This is a genomic window from Halobacillus halophilus DSM 2266 (genome assembly GCF_000284515.1).
GTDB lineage: Bacteria > Bacillota > Bacilli > Bacillales > Halobacillaceae > Halobacillus > Halobacillus halophilus.
The window spans coordinates 393,314-417,121 of sequence record NC_017668.1; the positions used below are offsets into that span (position 1 = coordinate 393,314).

The 23,808-nt window shown below is 45.0% G+C and carries 21 protein-coding genes, 14 tRNA genes and 3 rRNA genes; 37 read left to right on the forward strand and 1 reads right to left on the reverse strand.

The features are described 5' to 3' along the window. The first annotated feature begins 43 nt into the window (after positions 1-43). The 14 genes from HBHAL_RS02020 (at position 44) to HBHAL_RS02085 (ending at position 12,168) form a co-directional block, all read left to right on the forward strand. The gene (locus HBHAL_RS02020; protein ID WP_014641671.1) at positions 44-1,573 is read left to right on the forward strand and encodes an NAD(P)H-hydrate dehydratase; all 1,530 of its coding nucleotides are present in this window, start codon (positions 44-46) and stop codon (positions 1,571-1,573) included. 42 nt (positions 1,574-1,615) lie between these two features. Then, a complete protein-coding gene (locus HBHAL_RS02025) occupies positions 1,616-2,635 on the forward strand; it encodes a LolA family protein (protein ID WP_014641672.1) in 1,020 nt (339 codons plus the stop codon). Positions 2,636-2,758: 123 nt separating this feature from the next. Further along, positions 2,759-3,916, forward strand: coding sequence for an alanine racemase (alr, locus tag HBHAL_RS02030; RefSeq protein WP_014641673.1), 1,158 nt, complete (start codon positions 2,759-2,761; stop codon positions 3,914-3,916). A gap of 163 nt (positions 3,917-4,079) precedes the next feature. After that, complete coding sequence (locus HBHAL_RS02035; RefSeq protein ID WP_014641674.1) at positions 4,080-4,361, forward strand: CopG family ribbon-helix-helix protein; 282 nt, start codon at positions 4,080-4,082, stop codon at positions 4,359-4,361. Positions 4,362-4,366: 5 nt separating this feature from the next. Beyond that, complete coding sequence (locus tag HBHAL_RS02040) at positions 4,367-4,717, forward strand: type II toxin-antitoxin system PemK/MazF family toxin (RefSeq protein WP_014641675.1); 351 nt, start codon at positions 4,367-4,369, stop codon at positions 4,715-4,717. Between the two features lie 258 nt (positions 4,718-4,975). Continuing rightward, positions 4,976-5,845: an RsbT co-antagonist protein RsbRA gene (locus HBHAL_RS02045; protein ID WP_014641676.1), complete on the forward strand. Its 870-nt coding sequence runs from the start codon at positions 4,976-4,978 to the stop codon at positions 5,843-5,845. A gap of 5 nt (positions 5,846-5,850) precedes the next feature. Next, on the forward strand, positions 5,851-6,207 hold the full coding sequence (locus tag HBHAL_RS02050; protein WP_014641677.1) for an STAS domain-containing protein: 357 nt from the start codon (positions 5,851-5,853) through the stop codon (positions 6,205-6,207). A gap of 3 nt (positions 6,208-6,210) precedes the next feature. Continuing rightward, complete coding sequence (locus tag HBHAL_RS02055) at positions 6,211-6,612, forward strand: anti-sigma regulatory factor (protein ID WP_014641678.1); 402 nt, start codon at positions 6,211-6,213, stop codon at positions 6,610-6,612. Positions 6,613-6,626: 14 nt separating this feature from the next. Further along, a complete protein-coding gene (locus HBHAL_RS02060; RefSeq protein WP_014641679.1) occupies positions 6,627-7,637 on the forward strand; it encodes a PP2C family protein-serine/threonine phosphatase in 1,011 nt (336 codons plus the stop codon). A 65-nt stretch (positions 7,638-7,702) separates the two neighbouring features. Beyond that, positions 7,703-8,035 (forward strand): STAS domain-containing protein, encoded by a 333-nt coding sequence (locus HBHAL_RS02065; protein WP_014641680.1) that lies wholly within the window; start codon positions 7,703-7,705, stop codon positions 8,033-8,035. Continuing rightward, a complete protein-coding gene (gene rsbW / locus HBHAL_RS02070) occupies positions 8,035-8,511 on the forward strand; it encodes an anti-sigma B factor RsbW (RefSeq protein WP_014641681.1) in 477 nt (158 codons plus the stop codon). The genes HBHAL_RS02065 and rsbW overlap by 1 nt, the downstream gene beginning before the upstream one ends. Continuing rightward, positions 8,483-9,262, forward strand: coding sequence for an RNA polymerase sigma factor SigB (gene sigB / locus HBHAL_RS02075; protein ID WP_014641682.1), 780 nt, complete (start codon positions 8,483-8,485; stop codon positions 9,260-9,262). Before rsbW ends, sigB begins: the two co-directional genes overlap by 29 nt. Next, positions 9,262-9,858, forward strand: a complete 597-nt coding sequence (locus HBHAL_RS02080) for a PP2C family serine/threonine-protein phosphatase (protein ID WP_014641683.1) — start codon at positions 9,262-9,264, stop codon at positions 9,856-9,858. Before sigB ends, HBHAL_RS02080 begins: the two co-directional genes overlap by 1 nt. 168 nt (positions 9,859-10,026) lie before the next feature. Further along, positions 10,027-12,168 carry a Tex family protein gene (locus HBHAL_RS02085; protein ID WP_041601511.1) on the forward strand — a complete coding sequence of 714 codons (2,142 nt, stop codon included), beginning with the start codon at positions 10,027-10,029 and terminating at the stop codon, positions 12,166-12,168. 47 nt (positions 12,169-12,215) lie between these two features. On the opposite strand, the gene cmpA is transcribed toward HBHAL_RS02085, so the two are convergent. Further along, entirely contained in the window at positions 12,216-12,326 is a 111-nt protein-coding gene (gene cmpA / locus HBHAL_RS20675; RefSeq protein ID WP_087946026.1) for a cortex morphogenetic protein CmpA, read from the reverse strand. 76 nt (positions 12,327-12,402) lie between these two features. On the opposite strand from cmpA, the gene HBHAL_RS02090 reads away from it, so the two are divergent. From HBHAL_RS02090 to tsaD, 23 genes are all read left to right on the forward strand, one after another. Then, positions 12,403-12,858, forward strand: coding sequence for a SprT family protein (locus HBHAL_RS02090; protein ID WP_014641685.1), 456 nt, complete (start codon positions 12,403-12,405; stop codon positions 12,856-12,858). Positions 12,859-13,054: 196 nt separating this feature from the next. Continuing rightward, positions 13,055-13,129, forward strand: a tRNA-Asn gene (locus HBHAL_RS02095). A gap of 4 nt (positions 13,130-13,133) precedes the next feature. Further along, positions 13,134-13,224: transfer RNA gene (locus HBHAL_RS02100), tRNA-Ser, on the forward strand. 16 nt (positions 13,225-13,240) lie between these two features. Next, a tRNA-Glu gene (locus HBHAL_RS02105) sits at positions 13,241-13,312 on the forward strand. Positions 13,313-13,324: 12 nt separating this feature from the next. Continuing rightward, a tRNA-Asp gene (locus HBHAL_RS02110) sits at positions 13,325-13,401 on the forward strand. Between the two features lie 10 nt (positions 13,402-13,411). Continuing rightward, a tRNA-Gln gene (locus HBHAL_RS02115) sits at positions 13,412-13,486 on the forward strand. Between the two features lie 111 nt (positions 13,487-13,597). Further along, positions 13,598-13,673, forward strand: a tRNA-Lys gene (locus HBHAL_RS02120). A gap of 9 nt (positions 13,674-13,682) precedes the next feature. Beyond that, positions 13,683-13,764: transfer RNA gene (locus HBHAL_RS02125), tRNA-Leu, on the forward strand. Between the two features lie 43 nt (positions 13,765-13,807). After that, positions 13,808-13,891 (forward strand) — tRNA-Leu (locus HBHAL_RS02130). A 72-nt stretch (positions 13,892-13,963) separates the two neighbouring features. Then, a tRNA-Arg gene (locus HBHAL_RS02135) sits at positions 13,964-14,040 on the forward strand. Between the two features lie 5 nt (positions 14,041-14,045). Beyond that, positions 14,046-14,122, forward strand: a tRNA-Pro gene (locus HBHAL_RS02140). A gap of 33 nt (positions 14,123-14,155) precedes the next feature. Then, positions 14,156-14,229: transfer RNA gene (locus tag HBHAL_RS02145), tRNA-Gly, on the forward strand. 17 nt (positions 14,230-14,246) lie between these two features. Next, positions 14,247-14,323: transfer RNA gene (locus HBHAL_RS02150), tRNA-Ile, on the forward strand. A gap of 118 nt (positions 14,324-14,441) precedes the next feature. Beyond that, a 16S ribosomal RNA gene (locus HBHAL_RS02155) occupies positions 14,442-16,008 on the forward strand. Between the two features lie 213 nt (positions 16,009-16,221). Further along, positions 16,222-19,139, forward strand: a 23S ribosomal RNA gene (locus HBHAL_RS02160). 94 nt (positions 19,140-19,233) lie between these two features. Continuing rightward, positions 19,234-19,347 (forward strand): 5S ribosomal RNA (gene rrf, locus HBHAL_RS02165). The 16S, 23S and 5S rRNA genes sit together here with 14 tRNA genes alongside, the layout of an rRNA operon. Positions 19,348-19,455: 108 nt before the next feature. Beyond that, positions 19,456-19,532, forward strand: a tRNA-Met gene (locus HBHAL_RS02170). A gap of 179 nt (positions 19,533-19,711) precedes the next feature. Further along, positions 19,712-19,788: transfer RNA gene (locus tag HBHAL_RS02175), tRNA-Asp, on the forward strand. Positions 19,789-19,909: 121 nt separating this feature from the next. Continuing rightward, positions 19,910-20,893 carry a thiamine-phosphate kinase gene (gene thiL / locus HBHAL_RS02180; protein WP_014641686.1) on the forward strand — a complete coding sequence of 328 codons (984 nt, stop codon included), beginning with the start codon at positions 19,910-19,912 and terminating at the stop codon, positions 20,891-20,893. Beyond that, entirely contained in the window at positions 20,894-21,349 is a 456-nt protein-coding gene (gene tsaE / locus HBHAL_RS02185; RefSeq protein WP_014641687.1) for a tRNA (adenosine(37)-N6)-threonylcarbamoyltransferase complex ATPase subunit type 1 TsaE, read from the forward strand. It begins immediately after the preceding gene. Then, positions 21,346-22,029 carry a tRNA (adenosine(37)-N6)-threonylcarbamoyltransferase complex dimerization subunit type 1 TsaB gene (gene tsaB / locus HBHAL_RS02190; protein WP_014641688.1) on the forward strand — a complete coding sequence of 228 codons (684 nt, stop codon included), beginning with the start codon at positions 21,346-21,348 and terminating at the stop codon, positions 22,027-22,029. Before tsaE ends, tsaB begins: the two co-directional genes overlap by 4 nt. A 1-nt stretch (position 22,030) precedes the next feature. Continuing rightward, a complete protein-coding gene (gene rimI, locus HBHAL_RS02195) occupies positions 22,031-22,474 on the forward strand; it encodes a ribosomal protein S18-alanine N-acetyltransferase (RefSeq protein WP_014641689.1) in 444 nt (147 codons plus the stop codon). Then, complete coding sequence (gene tsaD / locus HBHAL_RS02200) at positions 22,471-23,520, forward strand: tRNA (adenosine(37)-N6)-threonylcarbamoyltransferase complex transferase subunit TsaD (protein ID WP_014641690.1); 1,050 nt, start codon at positions 22,471-22,473, stop codon at positions 23,518-23,520. The genes rimI and tsaD overlap by 4 nt, the downstream gene beginning before the upstream one ends. Positions 23,521-23,808 lie beyond the last annotated feature (288 nt).

Genomic DNA, 23,808 nt, shown 5'->3' on the forward strand with positions numbered 1-23,808 from the left:
TAGTTTGTCTCATAACATTGTAATGCGGGTAGGAGGGAACCTTTTGGATATTGTAACCGCACAAGAAATGTACGAAAGGGATCAGGTGGCCATTGAGTCCACTGGGATTGATGGAAAGATGTTAATGGAGAGTGCCGGTCGTTCGGCAGCTGATGATTTGGAGCCTAGAATTAAGCGTGAAGATCAGATTATAGTGCTCATAGGAGCCGGAAATAATGGCGGAGACGGTTTCGTCATTGCGAGGACGCTTTTGAACAGAGGCTACAAGGTGGAAGCCTGGCAGGTCGTTCCTGATGAAAAAATCTCAGGGGACGCAGAAGCCCACCGGAATATTTTTGAAAACTCAGGGTTTGAGCTGAAGAAATTTTCCCGTATGGAAGAATTCCTGCCTTCCCTATACCAGGCAGCCGTCATTATTGATGCGATGCTTGGGATTGGTGTAGAAGGACGTCTGAGGTCCCCTTTAGCCGAAATTGTTGAAAAAGCAAATGAGCATGAAGCGCTTAGATTAGCGATTGATCTTCCGACAGGTCTCCCAGCTGGAGAAGGTGTACACGATTTTGATGCATTCAATGCCGACTACACCACCATTATCGAAGCTCCGAAAGTCAGTGTTTTTCTGCAGCACACCACCCCTTATTACGGAGAGTGGAGCGTCGTAGAAATTGGACTTCCTGTAAAAAAACTTCCGGAAGTTAAGCGGTATTTATGGAGTGTGAAGGACGTTAAGCAGACTATGCCCAAGCGAGTAAGTCATTCTCATAAAGGCAAACATGGGAAAGGTGTAATGGCAGGAGGCTCCTATTATATGCCGGGATCTATTGCTATGGCGGCAAGAGCGGCGTTAAGAAGTGGGACGGGTCTGCTTACCATTGCAACAGCTGAAAGTATTATTCCTTCCGTTACTTCTTATGTCCAGGAAGCAACTTTTTCAGGTTTGGCAGAGAAAGAAGGAATGATTACCGGACAAGCGACCCCTGAATTATCAAAGTATGACGGGGCTGCGATTGGTATGGGGCTTGGACGCCATGAAGAAGCTGGAGGACTAGTATTGCATATGCTTCAAGAATGTAAAGGTCCTTTATTAATTGATGCAGATGGTCTTTATGCGCTGAAATCTATGCTTAACGCTTTAAAAAACAGGAGCCTGCCTACGGTCTTAACCCCTCATCCTGGAGAATTTGCTTACCTTACGGGTGTACCTATTCAAGAAATCCTGCAATCACCTTTTCGCTTAAGCCGTGAATTCGCATCTGCTTACGGGGTGCATCTCGTTTTGAAAGGTCCTTACACCATTATTACTGCTCCAGATGGCGAGCAGCGGGTCGATATGACCGGTAATGCCGGTCTTGCGAAAGGCGGAAGTGGAGACGTTCTGTCTGGAGTTCTATTTGGAATGATGCTTCAGTCAGAGAATATTCTCAACGCCTTAAGTAATGGCTGTGTCATTCATGGTTCGACCGCTGATTTTTTGATTCAGGAGGAACATTCGAAGACTGATCTGCTCGCTTCGGATTTGGTTGAAGGTTTATCCCGAACCTTTCGTACATTTTCTGCGCCATCCAAAGCATAACGTTCCCTTTGTCCTTCAGTAGAGACAAAGGAGTTGAGTCTTATGCAAAGACGTTTTCTCATCATATTGTTCACCATGCTGGTCCTTGGAGCGTTAACCGCTTGTGGCTCGCAATCAAAAGAAGATGTTATGAAGAAACTTGAAAAACAATCGGAAGAAATGGCCGGATATAAGACAGAAGCCAATATGAAAATGCGTACAGGGGAAGAGGAGCAGAAATATCATATCCAAGTCTGGCATAAGAAGGACGATTTCTATCGAGTAAAGCTTGAAAATGATCAGGATGAAAAAGGTAGCCAGATTATTTTGAAAAATGACAGCGGCGTCTACGTCTTAACCCCGGCCCTGAATAAGAGCTTTAAATTCCAGAGTGAGTGGCCGCAAAATACAAGCCAGCCTTACCTTTATGCTTCTTTACTGAAAGATATTCAGGCCGATGGAGATGCTGAGTTCAGCGCTACTGAAAATCATTTTAAATTTAAGACCAAAACAAACTATCAGAACAATAAAACATTACCTTACCAGGAGATCTATTTCGATAAAAAATCCTACCAGCCTGTGATGGTCAAAGTTTTTGATCAAGATATGAATGCTCTGGTAGAAGTCCAGTTTGCTAATTTCGCAAAAGATGAATCCTTGAAGAAAGAAGATTTCGACGTAGATAAGAATATGGCTATGGCTCCTTCTGAAGTGCCGGTAGCAAGTATGGAAGGAACCGAAATGGCAGAAGTTCTTTATCCTCAGGAAACGTATGGGGCAGATCTTGCTGAAGAGCAGGAAGTTAAGACAGAGGATGGCAAGCGGGTTATTATGACATACGGCGGGGATAAGAGCTTTACTCTTATTCAAGAAAAGGCAGAGGTTCAGCCCGCCAGCGCCCAATATTCTGTACAGGTAAACGGAGAGCCTGTCCAGTTGGCTGATGGTGTTATTGGAGCGATGGAAAATAATCGTCTGGAGTGGAGCCAGAATGGTACAACGTATCAGCTGGCAAGCAATGACTTAACGCAAGCTGAAATGGTTTCAGTGGCAAGCTCCATTAATAGTACAGCAGTGAAATAACCATGGAAGGAGCAGGCTTAACGGTCTGCTTTTATTTTTACTTGCAGCTGCAGGAACGCCATTGACAGGGGAACTCGCACGTTCAATAATAGAAAGATATGGAACGAAAGAGGAGGGGACCCCGTGTCAATAGAAACTTTTTATCGAGATTCCTGGGCGGAAGTGGATCTGTCCAAGATTGATTATAATATCCGGCAGTTACAGGGGCGCCTTTCAGCTGGAACTGAAATCTATGCGGTTGTAAAAGCCAATGCGTATGGACATGGGGATATCCAGGTTGCTCATCAGGCGTTGAAGTCTGGTGCAAAGGCTCTTGCGGTTTCCCTTTTAGATGAAGCAATCCGCCTTCGGGAAGCGGGAATAGAAGCTCCTATATTAGTAATGGGATGGACTCGGCCGGAAGACGCTGTAACAGCTTCAGAATACAGGGTTTCGGTTACCGTTTTTCAAAAAGAATGGATGGAAAAAGTGCAACATTTTCATTTTGAAAAACCGCTGAAGCTGCATATGAAATGGGATACAGGAATGGGCAGAATTGGAGTTCGCACGACAAAGGAAATGGATGATATTCTCGATCATTTCCGAAATAACCCGACCTTCGAATTAGAAGCGGTGTTCACTCATTTCGCGACGGCGGATGAAGAGGAAACGGGATATTTCGAAGAACAGGAACGGCGGTTTAAGCATCTATTTTCCCATTTTGAAAGGGTTTGGCAGGAAAACGTCGAAATCCATACAGGGAATAGTGCGGCCAGTATGAGATTTCCAGACCGAATGAAGAACTTTGTCCGGTTTGGAATTAGTATGTACGGCTTGTATCCGTCAGATGTGGTTAAAGAAGAGCGTCCTATCGCTTTAGAACCTGCCTTTTCCCTGCAGAGCCGATTAATTCATGTAAAAAAATTGGATGCAGGAGAGGCGGTCAGTTATGGAGCAACGTATCATACCCGAAAAGAAGAATGGATCGGTACTATTCCTCTTGGTTATGCTGACGGATGGATACGGAAATTACAGGGGATGGAAGTACTGGTTGACGGCAAACGTCACCCGATCGTCGGAAGGATCTGTATGGATCAATTTATGATTCGTCTTGATCAGGAATATCCTTTGGGCACAAAGGTTACCTTAATTGGTAAACAGGGGGCTCACGAGATTACCACGGATGAAGTGGCGGATTATCTTGAAACCATCAATTATGAAATACCCTGTATGATTAGCTACAGGGTTCCGAGAATGTTTTTTGAAAACGGCCATATGGTGGAAGTAGATAATCCTCTATAAAAAAACGGGTCCAGGTGTGAGACAATCCTCCCTATGTTTGGATGTAACACAGCACATTTCACGAAAAAATTCCAACATGCCTTTGCAATAGACACTCCCCTTTGATAAGATTAGAGTGGAATTATTGACTGGTTTTCTTTCTGAGAGAAGATGGTGGAGGTGTATGGTTTTGTCCGATAGCATGCAGGAGATTGTCATCCGGATTCCGGATAACCTACTCAATGAAGTGGACGGCTTTATTCAACTCGAAAATAGTGATCGGAGCGATTTCATGTGTCAAGCAACTAAAATGTATTTGCGTGAGAAGAAACAGCGTCATGTCAGGGAATCCATGCGAAGAGGCTACATGGAAATGGCGAAAATTAATTTAAACATCGCTTCAGAAATGTTTCAAGCTGAAGAGGAGGCAGAACACACCCTGGAGCAATTAGTGGGCGGGGTGTGAAGCCAGTGATAGTCAAACGAGGAGACGTTTATTTCGCTGATTTGTCCCCGGTAGTGGGATCAGAGCAAGGCGGGGTTCGTCCTGTACTCATCCTTCAAAATGATATCGGTAATCGTTTTAGCCCTACAGTTATCGTAGCTGCAATTACAGCGCAAATACAAAAAGCCAAACTTCCCACACACGTAGAAATCAATGCAGAAAAATATGGGTTCGAACGAAATTCTGTGATCCTATTGGAACAAATCAGAACGATTGATAAACAGCGTTTGACCGACAAGATCACTCAACTGGACGACGCAATGATGCTGGAAGTCAACAAAGCGTTGCAGATCAGCCTTGGATTAATTGATTTCTGATTACAACAGAGCATAAGGAAAAAAACGATATTTTTTTTCCTTAGATAAAGTTACCTGCGTGAGGTAGCTTTATTTTTTTTTATTGTGTAGTTTATAATAGAAATATGGTGAACAATTCTTATAACTTATTATTTTAGCATTCATTTCCACAACGTATTAGTATGATGTTACCTTGATTTTTGGTAACATTATATCTGAATATTATTAGAGCGTGTCCTAATGATTACTGAATAGGGTTCCGAGGCGGAGGTTTAGATAATGGACGAGAAATTAAAAAATGTCGTGTTAGAACACAGCGACGATATTGTAAAAATGTGGCTGGAGGAAATTGATGCTCACAAGAAGAATGATTATACATCGACAATTTCTGAAGAAATGTTCGAGAGTACAAACCGTGAATTTGTGAATGTCATCTTTTCCAGTATTGAAAAGAAGGGCCTCTCTTCAGATTTAGATGATTTTTCGGAACGATTAATTAACCTGGGATGGCCGCTTAGCTATCTTACAGATGGAATGCAGGTGTTCAGGCGTGTTGTAACAGGATATATTTTACAGCAGTCCGAAAAAATCGATTCAGATTATTTTTCGAAAGTGTTAAGAGAAGTTGATGACTGGGTGGATCCGATTATCAACCGTTTAGTAAATGAATATTCTGGCAGCTGGGAACACATTGTATCCCTGCAGCGGGTAGCTCTGCAGGAGCTGTCAGCCCCATTGATACCCGTCATGGAAAACATCACGATTATGCCGCTTATAGGAACGATTGATACGGAACGTGCCAAGCAGATTATGGAGAACCTTCTAGATGGAGTTATTAAACACAATGCTGAGGTTGTTTTAATTGATATTACGGGAGTGCCTGTCGTTGATACAATGGTGGCCCATCATATTATTCAAGCTGCAGAAGCTGTCCGTTTAATTGGCTCCCGGTGTATCTTAGTGGGCATACGTCCTGAAATTGCTCAAACGATTGTGAATCTAGGGATTGATCTCGGGAAATTCCCGACAAAAAGTTCACTTCGTAAAGGATTCCAAACAGCACTCGAATTAACGAATCGCCGCATAGAAGAAACTCAGAATAATGATAAAGATATTGAAAGATTAATCGATTCGCTAGACAGGGAGTGAACAAATTGAGAATTCCTATATTAAAATTACACAACTATTTACTGATCTCCATTCAAATCGATTTGGATGATCAGACAGCTATACAATTTCAAGAAGATCTGTTAAGTAAAATTCATGAAAGCGGTGCTTCCGGTGTCGTCATCGATTTAACTTCCGTTGACATCATTGATTCATTCATCGCGAAAGTCCTTGGAGATGTGGTCACGATGTCCGATTTAATGGGTGCCAAAGTGGTACTTACGGGGATCCAGCCAGCTGTGGCTATGACTCTGATTGATTTAGGGATACACTTGCAGGATGTCCCTACTGCTTTAGATTTAGAACAAGGATTGATTAAACTTCGTCAGGAACTGGAGGAGTAGCCCATGGACTTCCAATCCTGTGTGAATATAAAAAAGGAGTGGGACATTGTAGGGGCACGTCAACTTGGTCGGGACATTGCCAGAAAAATTGGGTTTGGCACAGTTGATCAGGCGCGGATTGCCACTGCTATATCAGAGTTAGCAAGGAATATTTATTTGTATGCTGGAACAGGTAAAGTCTGCTTTGAAACTCTTGAAGATATGAATCAAAAAGGAATCAGGATTCTGGCCATAGACAGTGGTCCTGGTATTAAAGAGCTCAGTCAGGTGATGGAAGACGGTTTTTCTACATCTGGCGGGCTCGGTGCGGGCCTTCCGGGTGTGAAGCGTCTAATGGACGATTTCGATATTACATCCGAAGAAGGAAAAGGGACTGAAATTACAGTCATTAAATGGCTCCGTTAAAGGAGGAGTAGACGATGAGTACACTGAAGCTAGATCTGGAAAATTATAAAGAACTTCTACAGGAATATATCCAAACACAAGATGAACAGGCTCTGTATCAGGCAGAGCAGTTCAGTAAGCAATCTATGCAGCAAAACATTTCACCTGAAGAAATTATTAATGTTCACATTCAATCCTTACAGGAACTATACCCGGAAATGCCCGATTACATTCAGGCATCGATGAATTTTCTTTTAGAAACTATGATTTCTTATGGACTGGCTTATCAAGAACATCAATCGCTGCGTGAAAAACAGCTGGAGCTTAAGTCCGAAATTTCTGTAGCCGCTAATATGCAAAAAACCTTATTGTCTACTGTTAAACCGGAGTTGGAAGAGGTAGACATTGGAGCTTTAAGTGTACCTGCTAAACAGATGAATGGAGATTACCATCACTTTGTTCAGGATGGCAAAGGTTCTCTCGGAATAGCTGTAGCGGATGTTATTGGAAAAGGGGTACCTGCAGCTTTGTGTATGTCTATGATCAAGTATTCAATGGACAGCTATCCGGAAATGCGTATGGATCCAAGCGTGATTCTGGGCAGTTTGAATCGCGTCGTTGAACGAAATGTGGATGCGAGTATGTTCATAACAATGTTTTATGGACTCTATAATTCTAATACGCACACGTTCTCTTATTCTTCTGCGGGTCATGAACCTGGTTTTTATTACTATAGCGACCGGGATGAATTCGAGGAAATTGATGTGCCTGGACTTGTTCTAGGGGTATCGCCGGAAACAAGCTACACTCAGTATGAAAAGAAAGTGGAAAAAGGCGATATGATTATCCTTCTCACAGATGGAGTGACGGAATGCAGGCAGGGAGACCGTTTTATTGAGCAGGAAGAAATTCTTCACGTTATCAAACAATATGCCCATTTGCCGGCTCAGGAAACGGTAGAGAACGTGTACAAGCATTTTGAACGTCTTCAGGACTTTCATCTGCGTGATGACTTCACCCTGATCATTTTAAAAAGAAATGTTTAGTCCTCAAATGAAACGGGTATTTACCGGTTGATGGACTTTTACAGGAATATTAGGAGGACTTTTAGATGAACCTAACGATAGATGTTACGAATAAAGAAAATATCGCTTATGTTGTACTTTCGGGAGAGGTGGATGCATTTACGGCACCGAAGCTAAAAGATGCTCTATTGCCCTTAACGAAAGAAGAAGGTCAGACTGTGGAAGTTGATCTGCAGAATGTGAACTACATGGATTCTACAGGTCTCGGTGTCTTTATAAGCGCTTTGAAATCTACGAAAGAGCATAATACTGATTTGAAATTGGTACAAATGCAGGAGCGTGTGTACCGTTTGTTTAAAATTACCGGTCTTACAGAGATCATGAATATAGATTCTACAGTACAAGGTGGAATGCAATAATGGAACCATTTGATTTTGTTGAAATAAAGGTCCCTGCCAAAGCGGAGTATATCGGCGTGGTACGTCTAAGCATTTCTGGTATCGCGAACCGCATGGGTTTTACCTATGAAGATATTGAAGATTTAAAAGTAGCCATCTCTGAAGCCATTACGAATGCTGTTAAACACGGTTATAATGAAACGGGTGAAGGAGAGATCACCATCGGTTTTGGTGTGTATGATGACCGTCTTGAAGTAATGGTTGCAGACCACGGCGGCAGCTTTAACCTTGGAGATATTAAGCAGGATATCGGTCCTTACAAACAAGATGACAATATTGAAGAGCTCCGTGAGGGTGGCTTCGGTTTGTTCTTGATCGATGCCCTTATGGATAAAGTTGAAATTAATAGTAAATATGGAGTGATTGTACTAATGACAAAATATCTCCATGAAGCTGAGGTGGGTCAGAATGGCGACCAGATCTCAACATCACAATGATGAAGTATATGAATGGATAGAGCATTTACAAGAACATCCTACTGATGAAGCAGTGCAGGAGAAGATTGTTCTTGTCTATAAAGACCTTGTGGAATCCATTGCACGCAAATATTCAAAGAACAGCACCATCCACGAAGACCTGGTGCAGGTTGGAATGCTGGGTCTTTTAGCGGCTATTCGCAGGTATGACCCTTCTTTTGGAAAGTCTTTTGAATCTTTTGCTATCCCTACGATCATCGGGGAGATTAAACGATTCATCCGTGACAAAACGTGGAGTGTACATGTTCCCCGTCGAATTAAAGAGCTTGGCCCTAAAATTAAAAAAGCGGCCGAAGAACTCACCAATACTCTTCAGCGATCCCCGTCCGTGATTGAAATAGCGGACCATCTGGAAGTTTCAGAAGAGGATGTCCTGGAAACGATGGAAATGGGTAAAAGCTACAAAGCTTTATCTGTCGATCGTAAAATTGAAGCGGATTCTGATGGAAGTACGGTAACGATCCTTGACCTTATAGGCAATCAGGAAGATGGATATTCTCAAATTGATCAGCAGATGCTTCTCGAGAAAGTCCTTCCTATTCTAAGTGAACGGGAACAGGAAATTCTTCAGTGCACGTACTTTGAGAATATGAGCCAAAAGGATACAGGAGAAAAACTGGGGATTTCCCAGATGCACGTTTCTCGTCTTCAACGACGTGCTCTTCGCAAACTAAGGGAAGCCTTACAAGCTGAATCGGTAGAGGCCTTCTAGTGGAAGAGCAGTACAAGCATGTCCGTCTATCCATTTATCAAAAAGCGAAAAAAGGCAACTACTATTGCGGAGATAGTTACTTTTATAAAGAAACTGAAGATGCTTTCATATGCGCTTTAGCTGATGGATTGGGCAGTGGAGAAATGGCTCATGAATCTTCTAAAGCCGTTATGGATGTCATTGAAGAACACACGGATTTAACTATTGAAGCCCTGGTTCGTAAATGTAATGAAGTGTTAGTAGGTAAACGAGGAGTCGTTCTTGGCATACTTAGAATAGACTTTACTGCTAAAACATATTCATACTCTTCCATTGGGAATATTGGAGTCATTATTATTGAACCGGATGGCAGAAGACATCGGAATATTCCATTGGCCGGTTATTTATCCGGGTTCTCTCGTAAGTTAAGAGTATCCAGAGGAGAGATCAGCCCAGGGGTGATCTTTATGCTTTTTTCGGATGGAGTAAATGACCGCCGATTAACATCTAAATATATCTCCACAAATAATGTGAACGATATTACTGATCAATATAAAGAACTTTATGGACAAGCCAGAGAAGATGATACCACTTTAATTGCCATGGAGTATGTATAAAAGGTCTTATTCTTATTAAAAGAGAATAAGGCCTTTTTTAATAGCTTGAAAAGAGAAACGATGGTCTCGCGTTCTTCTGACGGACCATCCAAGAATTTGATACAATACAAAGTAGATGTTTTTGAAGGAGGACTTTTTTTGAGTGAAATAGAACAGAAGCCTGAGTTGATGAGCATGGTAGCTCAACAGACCAGTATCAAGGAGTCATCGGTTAAGCAAGTTATAGAATTACTGAATGAAGGAAATACCGTGCCCTTCATTGCCCGTTATAGAAAAGAATTAACGGGTGGATTAGATGAAGTACAAATTAAATCAATAGAAGATCAGTGGAGTTATGTAAAAAATCTGACCCAAAGAAAAGAAGAAGTCATTCGGTTAATCGATGAGCAGGATAAATTAACTGAAGAATTGCGAAAAGAAATTCAGCAAGCGACTCAGCTTCAAAAAGTTGAGGACCTATACCGTCCTTATAAGCAGAAGCGAAGAACAAGAGCCACGATTGCGAAGGAAAAAGGTTTGGAACCTCTTGCTTTGCGAGTGTGGGAGCAACAAGATATGGACTTCTCTAAAGAAGCGCCATCCTACTTTTCTGAAGAACACGAAATGGAAAGTGAAGAAGAGGTAGAAGCTGGTGTAAATGATATTATTGCCGAGTGGATTTCGGATGACCCATCCTACCGGGATCAAATAAGGAAACAGACCTTTCAAAAAGGGACGATCCAATCAGCTGATAAAAACGCAGATAAGGATGAAAAAAACATATTCGAAATGTACTACGAATATCAGGAACCTGTAAGGTCGATCGTTTCCCACCGTATTTTAGCGTTAAATCGTGGGGAGAAGGAAGGTGTACTAAAAGTAGGAGTCCATCCTCCTGAAGAATCCATTGTTGGTTACATAGAGAGAAAGGTGATCAAGAATTCTACTTCAGGCAAACTCCAGGAAATTTTAACGGAAGCCATTCAGGATAGTTATAAGCGCTTAATTCAACCCTCCATTGAAAGAGAAATCAGGAATTCTCTCTCTGAAAGCGCAGAAGAGCAGGCGATTGAAGTGTTTTCCAGTAACCTCCGAAGTTTGTTGCTGCAGCCACCGCTAAAAGGAAAAGTTGTATTAGGAGTGGATCCTGCCTACCGTACCGGGTGCAAGTTAGCGGTTATTGATGAAACCGGGAAAGTACTTGATATTGCCGTTATTTATCCAACAGCACCCAAAAATGATACGGCCGGGGCAGAGAAAAAAATATTGTCGTTTATGAAGAAATATCCGATTGAACTCATGGCGATTGGTAATGGCACGGCTTCCAGAGAAACAGAACAATTCATTGCGGATATGATTCAAAAACATAACCTGGATGCTTCTTATATGATCGTGAACGAAGCAGGAGCCAGTGTGTATTCTGCTTCCAAGTTAGCACGTGAAGAGTTCCCTGATCTCCAAGTCGAAGAAAGAAGTGCTGTATCTATAGCTCGGAGAGTTCAGGACCCATTAGCTGAACTGGTAAAAATTGATCCGAAATCCATTGGAGTCGGTCAGTACCAGCATGATGTCACTCAGAAGAAATTAAATGGATCATTGACGTTCGTGGTAGAAACTGTAGTTAACCAGGTAGGAGTAAACGTTAATACAGCTTCTTCTTCTTTACTGCAATACGTATCGGGTCTTAGTAAAGCTGTAGCCAATAATGTAGTGAAGAAGAGAGAAGAAATCGGGAAGTTTACGAAACGCTCGGAGCTTAAGGATATTCCAAGGCTTGGGGCCAAGACGTATGAACAGAGTATTGGATTTTTACGAATTCTGGATGGAAAAGAACAATTGGATCGTACACCTATTCACCCGGAAAGCTATCGTTCAGCCCGCTCACTTTTAAAAATGGTCGGGGCTACTGTTGAAGATTTAGGCAGTGGAGAGATTGCAGAGAAGCTGAAGGCAATGGATGTAAAACAAACGGCTGATGAACTGGACCTCGGCACGATGACCTTTGAGGACATTAGGAAATCACTTGTTCAGCCTGGACGTGACCCGAGGGATGACTTGCCAAAACCACTGCTGAAAACGAATGTACTATCTATGGATGATCTAGAACAAGGTATGGAGCTTGAGGGAACGATTAGAAACGTAGTGGATTTTGGGGCTTTTGTAGATATCGGAGTAAAACAGGACGGGCTTGTCCATATTTCCAAGCTTTCGAATAAGTTTGTTAAACACCCAATGGACGTTGTTTCTGTAGGAGATGTTGTAACCGTCTGGGTAGAACAGGTGGATACCCAAAAACAACGAATTGCTCTTACGATGCTGCCGCAATCATAAAGATTAATCTAGATACCCGGGAGGAGATTTTCCTTCTGGGTATTCTTTTATTTATAGAGGTGTTGGTAATAGTACCAGCACTGGTTCAACATTTTAATTTGATATTTATCTTTATTAGCGAAAGCTCGAGCCATCTGATTTTTTAGCCATGCGGGCATAGATATCTACTCCTTTGTATTCATCTTTTTTGAGACTTATGATAAAGTATGCTAAAAAGCCGGGAGGTGTTCCTGTATGACGATGACAAATGAAGAATTACAGCAATGGACAGAAGAAATTTCCCTTACCAATTTTCAAAAGCCTTATGTAGATAAAGTCGAATTTAATCCAAGACTTAGAACCACAGGAGGCAGGTATATTCCTTCTAAAAGAGTGATCGAATTAAACCCTAAGTATTTGGATGAATTGGGGGAGGAAGAGTTTAAGGGCATCATTAAACATGAGCTGTGTCATTATCATTTGCATATCGAGGGTAAAGGATACAAGCATGGGGACCGTGAGTTTAAAGAACTTCTGAAAACCACGAACTCTCCAAGGTTCTGTAAAGCCTTGCCATCACAAAAGCAGAAGCAGGCAGAGCTACATTATTATATGTGCACCTCATGCGGTCGGGAATATACGAGAAAGAGAAGAGTAAATACGAAACGGTATGGCTGCGGAAAATGCAGGGGAAAACTTAAAAAGAAGTAAAAAATCCATTGACGGATTATTAAGTGCGTGTTAAATTAAATAAGCCTTATCAAAACAACCCCCGAAACAAGAAAAGGAAACAAATTTTTTGTGGGAAAGGGTTTGACATTATCAGCTGGATATTATATTATATAAAACGTCGCTGATAACGAAGTTGTTTTTAGGACAAGCAAGCGAAGTCAATGTTTTTCATTATTCCAACGTAGCTCAGTGGTAGAGCAATCGGCTGTTAACCGATCGGTCGTAGGTTCGAATCCTACCGTTGGAGCCATTACGGAGAAGTACTCAAGTGGCTGAAGAGGCGCCCCTGCTAAGGGTGTAGGTCGCGCAAGCGGCGCGAGGGTTCAAATCCCTCCTTCTCCGCCATTACTTATTTTGTGATGGCCCGTTGGTCAAGTGGTTAAGACACCGCCCTTTCACGGCGGTAACACGGGTTCGAATCCCGTACGGGTCACTTATTTACATAGGTCCGGTAGTTCAGTTGGTTAGAATGCCTGCCTGTCACGCAGGAGGTCGCGGGTTCGAGTCCCGTCCGGACCGCCACTTTAATGTTTGGGCCATAGCCAAGCGGTAAGGCAACGGTTTTTGGTACCGTCATGCGCTGGTTCGAATCCAGCTGGCCCAGCCATTTTATTTTGAAAAATGAGTTGACAAAATACACTGGACGTTATATGATTGTCCTTGTGCTTTTAAAGAAAGCTCCTTAATTTTTCATTAGAAGCTAGATTGATAACATTGCGAGCCATTAGCTCAGTTGGTAGAGCATCTGACTTTTAATCAGAGGGTCGAAGGTTCGAATCCTTCATGGCTCACCATTTATTAACGCGGGTGTGGTGGAATTGGCAGACACGCTAGATTTAGGATCTAGTGCTTCACGGCGTGGGGGTTCAAGTCCCTCCACCCGCACTTTCCAATCACCATGATCAGCAGCGGATTGTCTTTACAACTTGCGGTCGTGGCGGAATCGGCAGACGCGCTAGGTTGAGGGCCTAGTGGGGGCAACCCCGTGGAGGTTCAAGTCCTCTCGGCCGCACTAAGTTTTTAAAAAAACTCTTGCGTTAAACCGAAATGCATGTTACATTAATAAATGTCGCTTTTTTGATAAGCGCCCGTAGCTCAATTGGATAGAGCGTCTGACTACGGATCAGAAGGTTAGGGGTTCGACTCCTCTCGGGCGCACCATTATACGGGAAGTAGCTCAGCTTGGTAGAGCACTTGGTTTGGGACCAAGGGGTCGCAGGTTCGAATCCTGTCTTCCCGACCATCGAGCAACTCTTACAATTCATAATTATATATTGCGGGTGTAGTTTAGTGGTAAAACCTCAGCCTTCCAAGCTGATGATGAGGGTTCGATTCCCTTCACCCGCTCCATTAATTCTTTAACATTGGGGCCTGTAGCTCAGTTGGTTAGAGCGCACGCCTGATAAGCGTGAGGTCGGTGGTTCAAGTCCACTCAGGCCCACCATGAACACTTTTGATCTTTGAAAACTGAACGAACCAACCAGTACGTCAAGATATTCTTTCAATAAAGAAGGAATTAAAACAAGCACATTCGGTGTGCAAAGAGCTAATCAATCTCAACTTTTATGGAGAGTTTGATCCTGGCTCAGGACGAACGCTGGCGGCGTGCCTAATACATGCAAGTCGAGCGCGGGAAGCAAGCGGATCCCCTTCGGGGGTGAAGCTTGTGGAACGAGCGGCGGACGGGTGAGTAACACGTGGGCAACCTGCCTGTAAGACCGGAATAACCCCGGGAAACCGGGGCTAATGCCGGATAACACCTACCTTCACCTGAAGGAAGGTTAAAAGATGGCTTCTCGCTATCACTTACAGATGGGCCCGCGGCGCATTAGCTAGTTGGTGAGGTAATAGCTCACCAAGGCGACGATGCGTAGCCGACCTGAGAGGGTGATCGGCCACACTGGGACTGAGACACGGCCCAGACTCCTACGGGAGGCAGCAGTAGGGAATCTTCCGCAATGGACGAAAGTCTGACGGAGCAACGCCGCGTGAACGATGAAGGTCTTCGGATCGTAAAGTTCTGTTGTTAGGGAAGAACAAGTACCGTACGAATAGAGCGGTACCTTGACGGTACCTAACGAGGAAGCCCCGGCTAACTACGTGCCAGCAGCCGCGGTAATACGTAGGGGGCAAGCGTTGTCCGGAATTATTGGGCGTAAAGCGCGCGCAGGTGGTTTCTTAAGTCTGATGTGAAAGCCCACGGCTCAACCGTGGAGGGTCATTGGAAACTGGGGAACTTGAGGACAGAAGAGGAGAGTGGAATTCCACGTGTAGCGGTGAAATGCGTAGATATGTGGAGGAACACCAGTGGCGAAGGCGACTCTCTGGTCTGTTTCTGACGCTGAGGTGCGAAAGCGTGGGTAGCAAACAGGATTAGATACCCTGGTAGTCCACGCCGTAAACGATGAGTGCTAGGTGTTAGGGGGCTTCCACCCCTTAGTGCTGAAGTTAACGCATTAAGCACTCCGCCTGGGGAGTACGGCCGCAAGGCTGAAACTCAAAGGAATTGACGGGGGCCCGCACAAGCGGTGGAGCATGTGGTTTAATTCGAAGCAACGCGAAGAACCTTACCAGGTCTTGACATCCTTGGACCACCCTAGAGATAGGGTCTTCCCTTCGGGGACCAAGTGACAGGTGGTGCATGGTTGTCGTCAGCTCGTGTCGTGAGATGTTGGGTTAAGTCCCGCAACGAGCGCAACCCCTAATCTTAGTTGCCAGCATTCAGTTGGGCACTCTAAGGTGACTGCCGGTGACAAACCGGAGGAAGGCGGGGATGACGTCAAATCATCATGCCCCTTATGACCTGGGCTACACACGTGCTACAATGGATGGTACAAAGGGCAGCGAAGCCGCGAGGTGTAGCAAATCCCATAAAACCATTCTCAGTTCGGATTGCAGGCTGCAACTCGCCTGCATGAAGCCGGAATCGCTAGTAATCGCGGATCAGCATGCCGCGGTGAATACGTTCCCGGGCCTTGTACACACCGCCCGTCACACCACGAGAGTTGGCAACACCCGAAGTCGGTGAGGTAACCTTTATGGAGCCAGCCGCCGAAGGTGGGGCCAATGATTGGGGTGAAGTCGTAACAAGGTAGCCGTATCGGAAGGTGCGGCTGGATCACCTCCTTTCTAAGGAAACCGGAAAGGCGGAAACGACCGATGGTCGTGGAAGCTGGACCGGACGGAAGACGTACTTGGTTGGTTGTTCAGTTTTGAGAGATCAAAGCATCTTTCAACTGTGAACCTTGAAAACTGGATAAGGAATCAATAGCGTTTTAGACGCTAGTGATGACAAGACATTCAACAGAAACATCGAACGAAACAACGTCTTTTCACGACGATAGTTAAGTGAATAAGGGCGCACGGTGGATGCCTTGGTACTAGGAGCCGATGAAGGACGGGACTAACACCGAAATGCTCCGGCGAGCCGTAAGTAGGCTTTGACCCGGAGATTTCCGAATGGGGAAACCCGCTGTTCGTAATGGGACAGCATCCAATACTGAATACATAGGTATCGGACGGCACACCCGGGGAACTGAAACATCTCAGTACCCGGAGGAAGAGAAAGCAAATGCGATTTCCCAAGTAGCGGCGAGCGAAACGGAAACAGCCCAAACCAGAAAGCTTGCTTTCTGGGGTTGTAGGACACTCCATTGGAGTTATCAAGAAGGAAGGTAGATGAATCGGCCTGGAACGGTCAGCCAGAGCAGGTAACAGCCCTGTAGTCGAAACCTTTCTTCCTCCGGAGTGGATCCTGAGTACGGCGGAACACGAGGAATTCCGTCGGAATCCGGGAGGACCATCTCCCAAGGCTAAATACTCCCTAGTAACCGATAGTGAACCAGTACCGTGAGGGAAAGGTGAAAAGCACCCCGGAAGGGGAGTGAAAGAGAACCTGAAACCGTGTGCCTACAAGTAGTCGGAGCCCGTTAATGGGTGACGGCGTGCCTCTTGTAGAATGAACCGGCGAGTTACGACCGTATGCGAGGTTAAGCATAAGAAGCGGAGCCGCAGCGAAAGCGAGTCTGAATAGGGCGCGTGAGTATGCGGTCGTAGACCCGAAACCGTGTGATCTACCCATGTCCAGGATGAAGGTCAGGTAACACTGACTGGAGGTCCGAACCCACGTAAGTTGAAAATTACGGGGATGAGGTGTGGGTAGGGGTGAAATGCCAATCGAACACGGAGATAGCTGGTTCTCTCCGAAATAGCTTTAGGGCTAGCCTCAGAATAGAAAGTCATGGAGGTAGAGCACTGATTGGACGAGGGGCCCCTATCGGGTTACCGAATTCAGTCAAACTCCGAATGCCATAGACTTTGTTCTGGGAGTCAGACCGTGGGTGATAAGGTTCATGGTCGAAAGGGAAACAGCCCAGACCGCCAGCTAAGGTCCCAAAGTGTGTGTTAAGTGGAAAAGGATGTGGAGTTGCTTAGACAACCAGGATGTTGGCTTAGAAGCAGCCATCATTCAAAGAGTGCGTAATAGCTCACTGGTCGAGTGACTCTGCGCCGAAAATATACCGGGGCTAAACACACCACCGAAGCTGCGGATTGATCTTACGATCAGTGGTAGGAGAGCGTTCTAAGGGCCGTGAAGTCAGACCGTAAGGACTGGTGGAGCGCTTAGAAGTGAGAATGCCGGTATGAGTAGCGAAAAAAGAGTGAGAATCTCTTTCACCGAAAGCCTAAGGGTTCCTGAGGAAGGCTCGTCCTCTCAGGGTTAGTCGGGACCTAAGCCGAGGCCGAAAGGCGTAGGCGATGGACAACAGGTTGATATTCCTGTACCACCTCCTTTCCGTTTGAACGACGGGGGGACGCAGGAGGATAAGGAGAGCGCGCCATTGGATGAGCGCGTCCAAGCAGTGAGACGGTCGGATAGGCAAATCCGTCCGGCAACGTCAAGCTGTGATGGGGAGGGAACTAAAGTACCGAAGCTCCTGAGTTCACACTGCCAAGAAAATCCTCTAGTGAGGAAAGAGGTGCCCGTACCGCAAACCAACACAGGTAGGCGAGGAGAGGATCCTAAGGTGAGCGGGAGAACTCTCGTTAAGGAACTCGGCAAAATGACCCCGTAACTTCGGGAGAAGGGGTGCTCCTCTGCCGAGGAGCCGCAGTGAAAAGGCCCAAGCGACTGTTTACCAAAAACACAGGTCTCTGCGAAGCCGTAAGGCGAAGTATAGGGGCTGACACCTGCCCGGTGCTGGAAGGTTAAGGGGATGCGTTAGCCGTAAGGCGAAGCGTTGAACCGAAGCCCCAGTAAACGGCGGCCGTAACTATAACGGTCCTAAGGTAGCGAAATTCCTTGTCGGGTAAGTTCCGACCCGCACGAAAGGTGCAACGACTTGGGCACTGTCTCAACGAGAGACCCGGTGAAATTATACGATGTGTGAAGATGCACATTACCCGCGACAGGACGGAAAGACCCCGTGGAGCTTTACTGTAGCCTGATATTGAATGTTGGTACAGCTTGTACAGGATAGGTAGGAGCCTTAGAAGCCGGAGCGCTAGCTTCGGTGGAGGCGCTGGTGGGATACTACCCTGGCTGTACGGACATTCTAACCCAGGACCGTTATCCGGTCCGGAGACAGTGTCAGGTGGGCAGTTTGACTGGGGCGGTCGCCTCCTAAAGAGTAACGGAGGCGCCCAAAGGTTCCCTCAGAATGGTTGGAAATCATTCGCAGAGTGTAAAGGCACAAGGGAGCTTGACTGCGAGACCTACAAGTCGAGCAGGGACGAAAGTCGGGCTTAGTGATCCGGCGGTACCGCATGGAAGGGCCGTCGCTCAACGGATAAAAGCTACCCCGGGGATAACAGGCTTATCTCCCCCAAGAGTCCACATCGACGGGGAGGTTTGGCACCTCGATGTCGGCTCATCGCATCCTGGGGCTGTAGTCGGTCCCAAGGGTTGGGCTGTTCGCCCATTAAAGCGGTACGCGAGCTGGGTTCAGAACGTCGTGAGACAGTTCGGTCCCTATCCGTCGTGGGCGTTGGAAATTTGAAAGGAGCTGTCCTTAGTACGAGAGGACCGGGATGGACACACCGCTGGTGTACCAGTTGTTCCGCCAGGAGCATCGCTGGGTAGCTACGTGTGGTCGGGATAAGTGCTGAAAGCATCTAAGCATGAAGCCCCCCTTGAGATGAGATTTCCCCTTACGCCAAGTAAGTAAGATCCCTCAGAGACGATGAGGTTGATAGGTCCGAGGTGGAAGCGTGGTGACACGTGGAGCTGACGGATACTAATGGATCGATGACTTATCTATCCTTTAAAAAAGAAGTCGGAAGAGACGTTCGCTCGTCCGATGGTTGAATGATTGCCTTATCCAGTTTTGAGGGTTTACCTCAAACTGTATATGATGTGGTGGTGAAGGCGAAGAGGTCACACCTGTTCCCATGCCGAACACAGAAGTTAAGCTCTTCAGCGCCGATGGTAGTCGGGTCGATCCCCGTGAGAGTAGGACGCCGCCACATTGTATCCATTTTATAGTGAGAATATATTTTCCTGAACTTGGGAATAATATTAGTAATTCTTACAATTTAGTATATTTTATGGGAATGTTAGTAAGTTTCCCACACTATCGCGGGGTAGAGCAGTTCGGTAGCTCGTCGGGCTCATAACCCGGAGGTCGCAGGTTCAAATCCTGCCCCCGCAACCAATTAATATTGATGTACTACGTCGAACTTACTTCCTCGTTCATCAATAATGGTAGCACTGTAAGTGCAACCAAATTATTTCAACTTGCTACTTTGATAAACTTCATGTAATGATGACCCATTTTCAACTACTTTGCTTTAGTTGATTTTTTTAAATTTAATACATATATTTTTTTTTACTGGTCCGGTAGTTCAGTTGGTTAGAATGCCTGCCTGTCACGCAGGAGGTCGCGGGTTCGAGTCCCGTCCGGACCGCCACTTTAAAATTAATTTTCCAACCTTAGGAAGCATTCCTAAGGTTTTTATTATGGAATTTTTTATAAAACGTCTTCTATTGGTATAATAGTTAGAAGGAGTTATGCTACTTAGGAGGCAGAACATGGACGAATTTCAATTTATTCAATCAATCCAGCCTAGTTATTATCGTCAGTCTACACTAATTAAAGGTGTGAGTGATGATGCAGCGGTTTTTAGACCGACAGACAAAGATGTGGTTACCGCTGTAGATACGATGGTGGAGGGGGTTCATTTTTCAAGAAAAACGATGGAGCCTTATCATATCGGGTACCGCGTGCTGGCAGCCAACTTAAGTGATTTAGCTGCGATGGCCAGTACTCCAGCTTTTTATTTAGTTTCAATCGTTATTCCAGAAGGGTGGAGCGAACAGGAATTGAAGGAGCTTTATTCTGGTATGCAGCATTTAGCCTCCCTCTACAAGATGGACCTGATTGGAGGAGACACTGTGTCAGGAAGTGAGCTCTCGATTTCGGTTACAGTGATTGGTTATGTCGAGAAAGACAGAGCGAGGTATAGATCTCAAGCAGAGCCTGGGGATATTGTATTTGCGACCGGTACCCTGGGAGATTCAAGAGCCGGGTTGGAGATTCTCCTCAACGGTTCATCTGGTGAAGCTTCAGAGAAATTCTTTATTGAAAGACATCGGACGCCTGATCCACGAGTGTTCTTTGCGCTTGAGCTCGAGGAGATTCCAAGGATCGCTCTTAATGATATTAGTGATGGAGTGGCTAATGAAGCAAATGAAATAGTTGAAGCTTCTCATGTCGATTTACATCTGGATATGGATAAACTCCCTTTCACATCCTCTATAAAAGATCTTTTTCCAGATACATATAAAGATTGGATCCTTTCCGGAGGAGAAGACTTTGAGCTGGTTGGAACGGTCGAGGAAGCTTTGTGGCCGAAAGTACAGCAGGCAGCAAAAAAGACGGGAGTAAAGGTAAGCCAGATTGGATCCGTGCAGGCTATGAAGAAAAAAGATCCTATCGTCTATTTACATGAAGGTGGAAAGAAGAACGTATTAATGAAGTCCGGGTACACACATTTAAAGACAAAGGGTGAGTAGATGGCCGTATATCAATGGAAAAGTTCTTCTCCTGAGGAAACGATGGCTTTTGCTGAGAAGCTGGGTCATCGACTTCGTGAGGGAGATGTATTAACATTAGAAGGTGACTTAGGGGCGGGCAAGACAACTTTTACAAAGGGACTGGGCTTAGGCCTAGGGGTGAAGCGCACGATTAATAGTCCAACGTTTACTATTATGAAGGAATACATGGGGCGTCTGCCTTTTTATCATATGGATGTCTATCGCCTTGAAGATAGTGATGAAGATTTAGGATTTGAAGAGTTTTTTGAAGGGGACGGCGTATGTGTCGTAGAATGGGCGCATTACATTGAAGAATTTCTCCCTGAAGAGCGTTTGGATATAACAATTTCGTACGATAGCGAATCCAGCCGGACCATTTCTCTTAAAACTTCTTCGGGTCATTTTGACGAGGTTTGTAAGGAGATTATAAAATGAATATTTTATCAATTGACACTTCTAATTATGTAATGGGAGTAGCAGTCATAAAAAGCGGCACGGTAATAGGGGAATATACGACGAATATAAAAAAGAACCACTCGATCCGACTGATGCCCGCGATTGACCATCTAATGAAGGAAACCAATACACTGCCGGAGGAACTGGACCGGATTGCAGTAGCGCAAGGGCCAGGATCTTATACAGGCGTGAGGATTGGTTTGACAACGGCTAAGACGATGGCGTGGGCACTGGATATACCGGTTGTAGGAGTTTCAAGCCTCGAAGCCGTAGCTGGACAAGGTTTATTTTTTGACGGGTATATATGTCCTTTTTTTGATGCCAGACGTGGGCGTGTGTACACTGGGCTTTACAATAATAGGATGAAGATTGTAAAACCGGAGACAAACGTTTCGATGGAAGACTGGTTAAAAGAAGTACAAAGCCTTGATAAGCCGATTTTATTCTTGAGCCAGGATGTACACGTATATGAAGAGATGGTCAAAGACACATTAGGAGACCAGGCTGTTATCCCGGAAGGCCCTTACCACTTTGCCAGGCCTTCGCTCATTGCTTTTGCAGCTCAAAGAAAAGAACCTGACAGCCTCCATGAACTGGTGCCTAATTATTTACGCCTGCCGGAAGCAGAAGCTAAATGGCTGGCTCAGCAGGAGAAGTAAGATGACCTCTATACGTGAAATGACTTTAGAGGATATAGATGAAGTAATGGAAGTGGAACGGGCTTCCTTTGCCGTTCCCTGGTCAGAAGGTACGTTTCGGCAGGAAGTAGAGGATAACCCGTACGCACATTATTATGTGTTTGAGAAAGATGATTATGTGGTGGGTTACTGCGGGCTTTGGCTCGTTATTGATGAAGCCCATGTTACGAATATCGCCATCCATCCAGAAGCACGCGGGAATAAATATGGGGAACAGTTGTTCAAGCACACGTGTGACGAAGCAATCCAGCATGGAGCGATTCAGTTATCATTGGAAGTAAGAGTTTCGAATACGGCTGCGCAGCATATGTATCGGAAATTCGGGTTAGTCCCAGGGGGCATCCGGAAGAGGTACTATACAGATAATGGTGAAGATGCGCTAGTCATGTGGGTGGGATTAAAATGAGTCAAGATCAGTATATCTTAGCTATTGAAACGAGCTGTGATGAGACAGCTGTAGCCATAGTTAAAAACGAAAGAGAGCTTGTCACGAACGTTGTGGCTTCTCAAATTGAAAGCCATAAACGTTTTGGCGGCGTAGTTCCTGAGATCGCGTCACGTCATCATATTGAGCAGATTACGATCACACTTGAGGAAGCTTTGAAAGAAGCAGACCTTACGATAGATGATATGGATGCCATTACGGTCACAGAAGGACCGGGATTAGTAGGCGCGCTGCTTGTAGGGGTAAATGCGGCTAAATCCATAGCGTTTGCTAAGCAGAAGCCGCTTGTCGGTGTTCATCACATTGCCGGTCATATCTACGCTAATCGATTGGAGAAAGAATTCGAATTTCCATTACTTTCTCTCGTCGTTTCCGGAGGTCATACCGAGCTGATTCTTATGAGGGAGCACGGATCCTATGAAATCATTGGAGAGACGCGTGACGATGCAGCAGGTGAAGCTTATGATAAGGTAGCTCGGACATTAAAGCTCCCTTACCCTGGCGGACCAGAAATTGACCGCCTCGCTTCAGAAGGGGAAGAATCGATTGATTTTCCGAGAGCTTGGCTTGAACAGGGGTCTTATGACTTCAGCTTCAGCGGATTGAAATCAGCGGTGATCAATCGTCTTCACAATGCGGACCAAAAAGGCGAAACGCTAAGACCTGAGGATGTTGCTTCCAGCTTTCAGGGAAGCGTCGTGGACGTGTTATCCACAAAAGCTTACCGAGCCGCTGAAGAATACGGTGTAAAACAGCTGATTGTCGCTGGAGGGGTAGCTGCTAATAAGGGACTTCGCAAAGCACTTGTTGATAAGTTTGAAAAATCTGAAACAGAGCTGTTAATTCCGCCCATGCATTTGTGTACCGATAATGCTGCTATGATTGCTGCCGCAGGAGCCGTAGCCTATAATCAGGGACACCGCTCAGGCTGGGACCTGAACGCTAATCCAGGGCTTGATCTAGAGCAATATGGTAAACGGAAACATTCCGCTGAAAACTCTCCTTAACATGTAAGGAGAGTTTTTTTATGGGGAAAGATAATATGAGTTATACACAAATGTATATTTATACTGTTGATAAGTTAAAAGACTCCTAATAACAAAGATAAAGAAAACGGTACCAAAAATGTGGATAAAATTTAGGTTTTCTGTGGATAATGTGTATAAACCTGTTGAGAACTATTGAAAACAGTGCACAACTGTTGAAAAGTATGTGGATAAACTGTATTCAACCATACAGACTTATACAAGGATGATATGGATAAAAATAGGCACCTCAGGTCATCCAGAAACTGG